Annotated in this window: 6 protein-coding genes and 2 pseudogenes; 6 read left to right on the top strand and 2 right to left on the bottom strand. The window is 48.1% G+C overall.

All coding sequences use genetic code 11. The features are described from left to right. Window positions 1–952: 952 nt before the first annotated feature. Complete coding sequence (locus HUX64_RS01450; protein ID WP_174624474.1) at window positions 953–1,264, bottom strand: hypothetical protein; 312 nt, start codon at window positions 1,262–1,264, stop codon at window positions 953–955. 603 nt (window positions 1,265–1,867) lie between these two features. Between HUX64_RS01450 and HUX64_RS01445 the strand changes: the two genes are divergently transcribed. The 4 genes from HUX64_RS01445 (at window position 1,868) to HUX64_RS01430 (ending at window position 4,258) form a co-directional block, all read left to right on the top strand. Beyond that, window positions 1,868–2,098 carry a type II toxin-antitoxin system Phd/YefM family antitoxin gene (locus tag HUX64_RS01445; protein WP_174624473.1) on the top strand — a complete coding sequence of 77 codons (231 nt, stop codon included), beginning with the start codon at window positions 1,868–1,870 and terminating at the stop codon, window positions 2,096–2,098. Beyond that, on the top strand, window positions 2,095–2,481 hold the full coding sequence (locus HUX64_RS01440) for a type II toxin-antitoxin system VapC family toxin (RefSeq protein WP_174624472.1): 387 nt from the start codon (window positions 2,095–2,097) through the stop codon (window positions 2,479–2,481). Before HUX64_RS01445 ends, HUX64_RS01440 begins: the two co-directional genes overlap by 4 nt. A 65-nt stretch (window positions 2,482–2,546) precedes the next feature. Next, window positions 2,547–3,500, top strand: a complete 954-nt coding sequence (locus HUX64_RS01435; RefSeq protein ID WP_174624471.1) for an ABC transporter ATP-binding protein — start codon at window positions 2,547–2,549, stop codon at window positions 3,498–3,500. Beyond that, window positions 3,497–4,258 (top strand): ABC transporter permease, encoded by a 762-nt coding sequence (locus HUX64_RS01430; protein ID WP_174624470.1) that lies wholly within the window; start codon window positions 3,497–3,499, stop codon window positions 4,256–4,258. The genes HUX64_RS01435 and HUX64_RS01430 overlap by 4 nt, the downstream gene beginning before the upstream one ends. Before the next feature lie 263 nt (window positions 4,259–4,521). Here the strand turns inward: HUX64_RS01430 and HUX64_RS01425 are convergent. Continuing rightward, a pseudogene (locus HUX64_RS01425) lies at window positions 4,522–5,337 on the bottom strand (class I SAM-dependent methyltransferase); the annotation flags it as partial. 95 nt (window positions 5,338–5,432) lie between these two features. On the opposite strand from HUX64_RS01425, the pseudogene HUX64_RS01420 reads away from it, so the two are divergent. Both HUX64_RS01420 and HUX64_RS01415 read left to right on the top strand, forming a co-directional pair. Beyond that, window positions 5,433–5,546: pseudogene (locus HUX64_RS01420) on the top strand (transcriptional regulator); the annotation flags it as partial. Beyond that, complete coding sequence (locus HUX64_RS01415) at window positions 5,543–6,646, top strand: AAA family ATPase (protein WP_174624469.1); 1,104 nt, start codon at window positions 5,543–5,545, stop codon at window positions 6,644–6,646. The pseudogene HUX64_RS01420 and the gene HUX64_RS01415, both read left to right, overlap by 4 nt. Window positions 6,647–6,656: the final 10 nt, after the last annotated feature.

Genomic DNA, 6,656 nt, shown 5'->3' with positions numbered 1-6,656 from the left:
ACCGGCACGGCTATAACACTACGGCTTTATGTGAACACTTGAATGCCCGGAGAAACGAAATCAAGGCATATTTCAATGGGTAATTGCCAGCAGCCAGGGCCGATGAGTTCAATAAGGAAATACACAAACTAATGCAAGTGCAGTTAAATGGCTCGACCGTGCAAAACTCATGAATACTGACCATGAGGTAATTATCGAGAAGGAAAAAGCCTTAGGGCTTGCAACTCATAGAGAGTAAGGATGGACCTTGTTAATCGAATTGGAGCGGGAGCATCTGTGCAGAAAATTACGGTTATGGTTTAATTTCAAGCATAGTCAACAAGATACCTCTACACCCCCCGGGCAATAGTCAGACAAGCTATTGCTGATTATTGGCATCTTGGCTTATTGTTTTTTATTACCCTATAATTTTCTGTTTTCTGAAACTGCAGGTTTCCGTTTAAATGACCCCGCTAGTCCAAATTGTCGGTGATAGGGGTACTGTATGAGCTACAACCAGTAATGCTCACAATGAACGCACCCAAAACCAGCCAATCAGTTAATTGTTGCAGCCTGCAATTATTTTATGTCTGCCGAAAAATAAGCTATAAGGATGCCGTTAATGGATAATCGGGGGTGACAAATGTAAGACTCGTCAGGGCATAGGTTCAAAGGCCCTTGAATTCATACCCAACTTTCGCGCAGCCAGTCGCTTTATGAGGTAACGTATGGAAGAGGAGATGTTGGGGGTTAATAATCTATGTTCCAGAGCGTTGTTTATCGACAGCCTGGGCAAATTATAGGCTGTCGTGGCCTCTATTGAGGTCGAGCAGGACGTGCGCGGCACGACCCCAAAAGGCTAGGGGGGCAAGGTTTCCGGACACAATAATCCGGATGATCGGTTGCAGGTTATGATGCATAGCGGGAAAGGGGAGAGATTGCCGTAAGGCACTGATACTGCGATGAAACTGTATCAGTGGCGGCCATAGCCTCTTCCCCAGCCATAATGTCCGCCCCAACCATGATGAGTGCCCCAGCCAAAGCCACGGCCATAATACCGGTTGTAACCGCCCTGCCAGTAATGACGGCCGCTCCAACCGAAATGACTATAAGGCCGATAGCCGTAATAGCTATAGGGCGGGTATAGGTAAGGCCGATACCCATAATCGTAGCCGGCATAGGGGCCATAGCTATAAACTACCGCACCGTCATAAGGATAAATGGCACAGCCTTGCATCAGCAACGCCCAGCCGACCACGACAAGCAGCCTGATTAACCGTTTCATCGAAACCTCTTTTGAAACCACTAGCATTATCGGTTTGACAGGGCATTGCGCTTAATAATTCCTGATTAGGGGTAAAACAAGCAGTCGTGTTAGCAGCCGCCATTTCGATTACGGTAAGTCAAGCTATACCGGAATTGAAGAAGGTCAATACATAACTTTCCAGAATTGGTTCTACCTGTTTACGCCTGGAGTTTATAGTTTTAGTCTTGAAAGAGTGCCCCGTTCTACCTGTAAAGAAGGCATAATCCAGACTTATGCCACCGTAGTTCCCGAACCGACAGGAAAAAGGGTAATTCGCAAAAAAGTGAGAAATTTGTATCGATAAAATCACTTAATGTGAGACGGTTTTAAGTCAGCTGCAATTAATGTAAGATAAAAAAGCCGGATAAGTGCAAGAAATGGCGATTATGGAATCAAGAAACTACAGGTATGGAAAAATCGGTAAAGCCCTTCTTTCAAATCATCAAAATCAACTATCCCAATATGTCTCTCGCATGCCTTGTTGCAATCCTGGTCTAAAGATTTCGCAACGGATTTTGAAACATTTCCCGCTCTACTTGGATCTGATACAATTTAGCTAAATAATTAGCTAAGGATAATCCGATGACCCAAACGATCAACATCCATGAAGCCAAGACCCGGCTATCCCAGTTACTTCAACAGGTAGAAGGGGGTGATGAAATTATTATTTCAAGAGCTAATAAGCCCATCGCCCGGTTAGTGGCTTACCGGGAAAAAGCCCGGCAACGCCGTTTAGGGGAGGCAAAAGGAATGGTCGAAATAAGGCCCGATTTTGACCAACTGCCGGAAGATTTTATGGAACATTTTCAATGAAGGTATTGCTGGATACCTGCGCTTTTTTATGGCTTGTTACCGATGATCCTAAACTTTCTGCATTAGCTAAAGAAATATTTTTAGACTCTGGGAATGAACTGTTATTGAGTGCGGCTTCGGGTTTCGAAATAACCATAAAATACAGTTTGGGAAAATTGCATTTGACTGAACCGCCCAAGGAATTCATTGCCAATCGCGTTCAGGCTAATGCCCTGACAGAAATGTCGATATCAATGAACCACACCTATGCCTTGCAGAGCCTGCCGCTGCATCACCAAGACCCCTTTGACCGGCTACTCGTTGCCCAAGCAATGGTAAACCGAATTCCTCTGTTAAGCCCTGACGAACAGCTTTCAGCGTATGCCATTACCCGCCTGTGGTAAACACGAGCTACGACTGAATTTTTATAAATCAGGTGAATCATATAGTTAAATGTCCACATCCTGCCATGGCCGCTGAAAAATCGGATTCTATCCTCCTTGTGCATGACGTTAACAAGACCTATGCCGGCGGTTTCCAGGCGCTTAAAAACATTAACCTGGAGATAAAACGCGGCGAGATATTCGCCTTGCTCGGGCCTAATGGAGCGGGCAAGACGACACTGATCAGCATTATCTGCGGCCTCGTCAGTGCCACGTCAGGCATCATCATCGCCGATGGTTTTAACACGGTGCGAGACTATCGGGCGGCACGCGCAATCATCGGGCTGGTGCCACAGGAACTGCATACGGACTCGTTTGAGTCGGTCTGGGCCACGGTCAAATTCAGTCGGGGGCTATTCGGTAAAGCGCCACACCCGGCTTACCTGGAAAAAGTGCTGCGCGATTTGTCACTCTGGGACAGACGTAATGTGAAAATCAAGGAGCTGTCCGGCGGTATGAAACGCCGCTTGTTGATTGCCAAGGCTCTTGCACATGAACCCAGGATATTGTTCCTGGATGAGCCTAGCGCCGGCGTCGATGTGGAGTTACGGCACGCCATGTGGCGCATGGTGCGCGAGCTTCGCGCGCAGGGCACTACCATCATTCTGACTACGCATTACATAGATGAAGCCGAAGACATGGCAGACCGCATCGGCATCATCAGCAAAGGTGAACTTATTATTGTTGAAGACAAAGAGGTACTGATGCGCAAGCTTGGCAAAAAACAGCTCATTCTGACATTGCGACAGCCTCTGGCCAGTATCCCGGCCGGGCTAGGCTCTTGGTCGTTAACGCTCGCTGACGATGGGCAATCGTTAGTATACAGCTTCGATACCCAGGAAGAAGAAACCGGTATTGCCGAGCTATTGCGTACGCTAAGTGATCATAGTATAGAATTTAAAGACTTACGTTCCAGCGAAAGTTCACTGGAGGATATCTTCGTCAACCTGATTCATCAGTCCAGGGGCAATGCGTCATGAACATCCAGGGTATCCGCGCTATTTACCACTTTGAAATGGCCCGCACGTTTCGTACGCTATGGGAAAGCATTGCTGCACCGGTACTTACCACCTCGCTGTACTTCATTGTATTTGGCAAAGCCATCGGTTCCCGTATGGGTGAGATTGACAGCGTCAGTTACGGCGCCTTCATTATCCCGGGCCTGGTCATGCTGAATTTATTGAATGAAAGCATTTCCAATGCTGCTTTTGGCATTTACATGCCCAGGTGGGCAGGCACTATTTATGAGCTGCTGTCAGCACCGGTTTCATGGGTCGAAGTGGTAATGGGTTATGTGGGGGCGGCGGCAACCAAGTCGTTGATTTTAGGTATCCTTATTCTGGGTACCGCCCGCGTTTTCGTGCCCTACGAGATCGTCCATCCCTGGTGGATGGTTGCCTTTCTCCTGCTCACGGCTATAACTTTCAGCCTGTTTGGCTTCATTATCGGCTTATGGGCTGATAATTTCCAGAAACTACAGGTGGTTCCGATGTTAATTGTTACTCCCCTTACCTTCCTGGGCGGCGCATTCTATTCCATTAAAATGCTGCCTCCATTATGGCAAAAAATCACCTTATTCAATCCGGTAGTGTATTTGATCAGCGGCTTTCGCTGGAGTTTATATGGCGTTGCGGATGTGAATGTGGCCATAAGTATTGGCATTACCTTTGGCTTTCTAACCCTCTGCCTGATTTTTGTAGGGTGGGTATTTAAAACTGGCTATAAGATTAGAACCTAAGATGAATGCCTTGGGCTTGATAAATTAGATAGATAAGCGATTATTTTTGTTTTTATTCATCATAAAAACATCAAGTTATAATGTTCTCCAAAACAGCCCGCGGCTCATATTAACCGGTTTTGTAAGATCGGCCAAAAAGAGACGATCACGAATTTCAAGGGAATGGCGGGTAAAAACCGGAAAGCAGCCATTCAACCCTGGAGCTCAGCCGCCGACAGGCCGTGATGCTGGATGGCAGTCGGTTGGAGCGATTTGCTGGGCATTCAAGCCGTTGCCACCAGCAGTTCCTCGGAATTATTTGGCGGACGTAGACCGTCTGATCTGCCAGCGAAGTAGCGTCCCGCCAGAGCGGTGGCCGACACATACTGTACCTCATCAAACCCTGCTTCGTGGGCAAGAGTCACTATCTCGTCTGGCTTGAAGAAGCTAATCCAATGCGTGCCACTGGCACGCGCACCTTCTGCAGCACGCTCAACCCCAATGCGTATCTCGGACTCTAGCATTTTAACCGGGCATAGGAACGGCATGACAAATGTGGAACCAGGCGCGAATGTCGCAATTTGACGTAAGGTCGATATGATTGCATCTTTGGTCAAATACATGCTTACACCAGTAGATGTAACGACTGTCGGGCGCTTATCGTAAAAATTTGATACAACCAGTCGCTCCAACCAGTTGTCGCCCGCATCTAAGTCCACCGGAACAAGCTTGAGGTGATCAGCAATACCAAAGCCGGCAGCCAAAAGGCGTTGGCGCTTCCACTCTTGAGGTTCCGACTGATCTAGCTCGAAGATGCGTAGTTGAGAGGCAAGGTCAGGCTTGCGTTGTGCAAACGAATCCAAGCCTGCGCCGAGAAGAACATACTGATCAACACCACACGAAACCTGTTCCAGCACCAAGTCTTCGATGAATCGAGCCCGCGCCAAAATGGATGCCCGGAACGGTTTTGTGAACGGGCTCATGTCAGGAGGGTTACCACAATCATCATCCAGTGCGATCAGCTTCAAGCTGACTTCATCTTCAAATACGTGCGGCGGCGCGTATGCTTGCATATGCAGCGCCCGCCATAGTCCAGTGCGAACGGCCGTATTGTCTGGTTCGGCAGTTTATTCGTCTTGCATAGCGTTCTCTCTTTGATGCCCAACGCTTTAGCTCAGGGGCGGCGGCTCAACAAGAGAAGATCCCGGATGGGTTCGAGCGGGTGGCGGCGGTCCTGCCGGAGCATCAAGCGTTTATCGTCAAGAAATGGGCAGAGGACGCAACAAAAAAACTGGAGGCAAAGAAATGAAAACTCTGGTCGCCTCGAACCAAAAAGGGGGCGTTGGCAAAACCTCGACCCTTGTACATCTCGCGTTTGACTTCCTTGAGCGAGGTATGAAGATTGCTGTGATCGACCTTGATACCCAGGCAAACGCGTCTTGTACGCTGCAAGAATTTAAGAGCGGCTATCTTGCCATTCAGATGTTCACGGCTGACGGGGACATGCAGCGGGTCTGTTTCAATGACTTGTCCGCTGAACCGGTTCTGTGTTCGATAACTTCCGATGCGGCTATGGCGAACATTGAAAAGCTCACAATGACAGAAGCGGCAACGCGCTTTAAGAGCAATATCAAAGTGTTGGATGCCTGTGGTTTCGATGCAGGTTTAATCGACACCGCTCCGTCTCCTGGCGTCAGTATGGCCGCCGCTCTTTTTGCAGCCGATAAGGTCGGCGGCCGAAAGCCATCCCACGGCCGGCATCGGGAAGCAGTGAAGCGCGCTTGTGCGCAATTGATGATACCTGTCGGTATGGGTCTTCGAAGCAGTATTGCCGATGCTTTAGCGTCAGGCGTGCCCGTCTGGAAAATAAAGAAGAGCGCAGAAATGGCAATGGTAATAAGCATTGATAACGAACCCGCCATGCAGAACCAAGCCAAAAACCATCTAAAAAAATGGGCTGATGATGAAAGGCTGTTTTTTTGTAGCGATGACGCCCTGACCGCATTAGAAAATACGGCAACTGATAGCGTTGACATCGTGGCATCCGCCTACACTTTGCACAATTTTCAACATGCTTATCGCCACAAAGTGATAGCGGAAATATTCCGCATTTTAAAACCCGGCGGGCAATTTATTAATGGAGACCGTTATGGCCTGGACGATATGTCCATGCATACGCGGCTTGTTCAGAAAGAGGTAAGTGGTTATTTCAAGATATTGATAGAAGCCAATAAGCTTGATTTATTGGAGAGCTGGATAATTCATATATTACATGACGAATCCGAAGACCATATCATGCGTGAGTCGCTGGCGCTCAATCAATTGAGAGAGATGGGTTTTTCGCAGATTAGCCTTTGCCACAGAATGGAAGTCAATGCTTTGCTCACGGCTATCAAACCTGCTCAATAATGGGCCTACT

The organism is Candidatus Methylobacter favarea (assembly GCF_902806695.1).
In the GTDB taxonomy this organism is placed as follows: Bacteria; Pseudomonadota; Gammaproteobacteria; order Methylococcales; family Methylomonadaceae; genus Methylobacter_B; species Methylobacter_B favarea.
This window is presented reverse-complemented; position numbering and strand designations above follow the sequence as displayed.

Coding starts and splice junctions, on each gene's coding strand:
- HUX64_RS01450 (WP_174624474.1), bottom strand. CDS start 1,264: ATGAAACGGTTAATCAGGCTGCTTGTCGTGGTCGGCTGGGCGTTGCTG.
- HUX64_RS01445 (WP_174624473.1), top strand. CDS start 1,868: ATGACCCAAACGATCAACATCCATGAAGCCAAGACCCGGCTATCCCAG.
- HUX64_RS01440 (WP_174624472.1), top strand. CDS start 2,095: ATGAAGGTATTGCTGGATACCTGCGCTTTTTTATGGCTTGTTACCGAT.
- HUX64_RS01435 (WP_174624471.1), top strand. CDS start 2,547: ATGGCCGCTGAAAAATCGGATTCTATCCTCCTTGTGCATGACGTTAAC.
- HUX64_RS01430 (WP_174624470.1), top strand. CDS start 3,497: ATGAACATCCAGGGTATCCGCGCTATTTACCACTTTGAAATGGCCCGC.
- HUX64_RS01415 (WP_174624469.1), top strand. CDS start 5,543: ATGAAAACTCTGGTCGCCTCGAACCAAAAAGGGGGCGTTGGCAAAACC.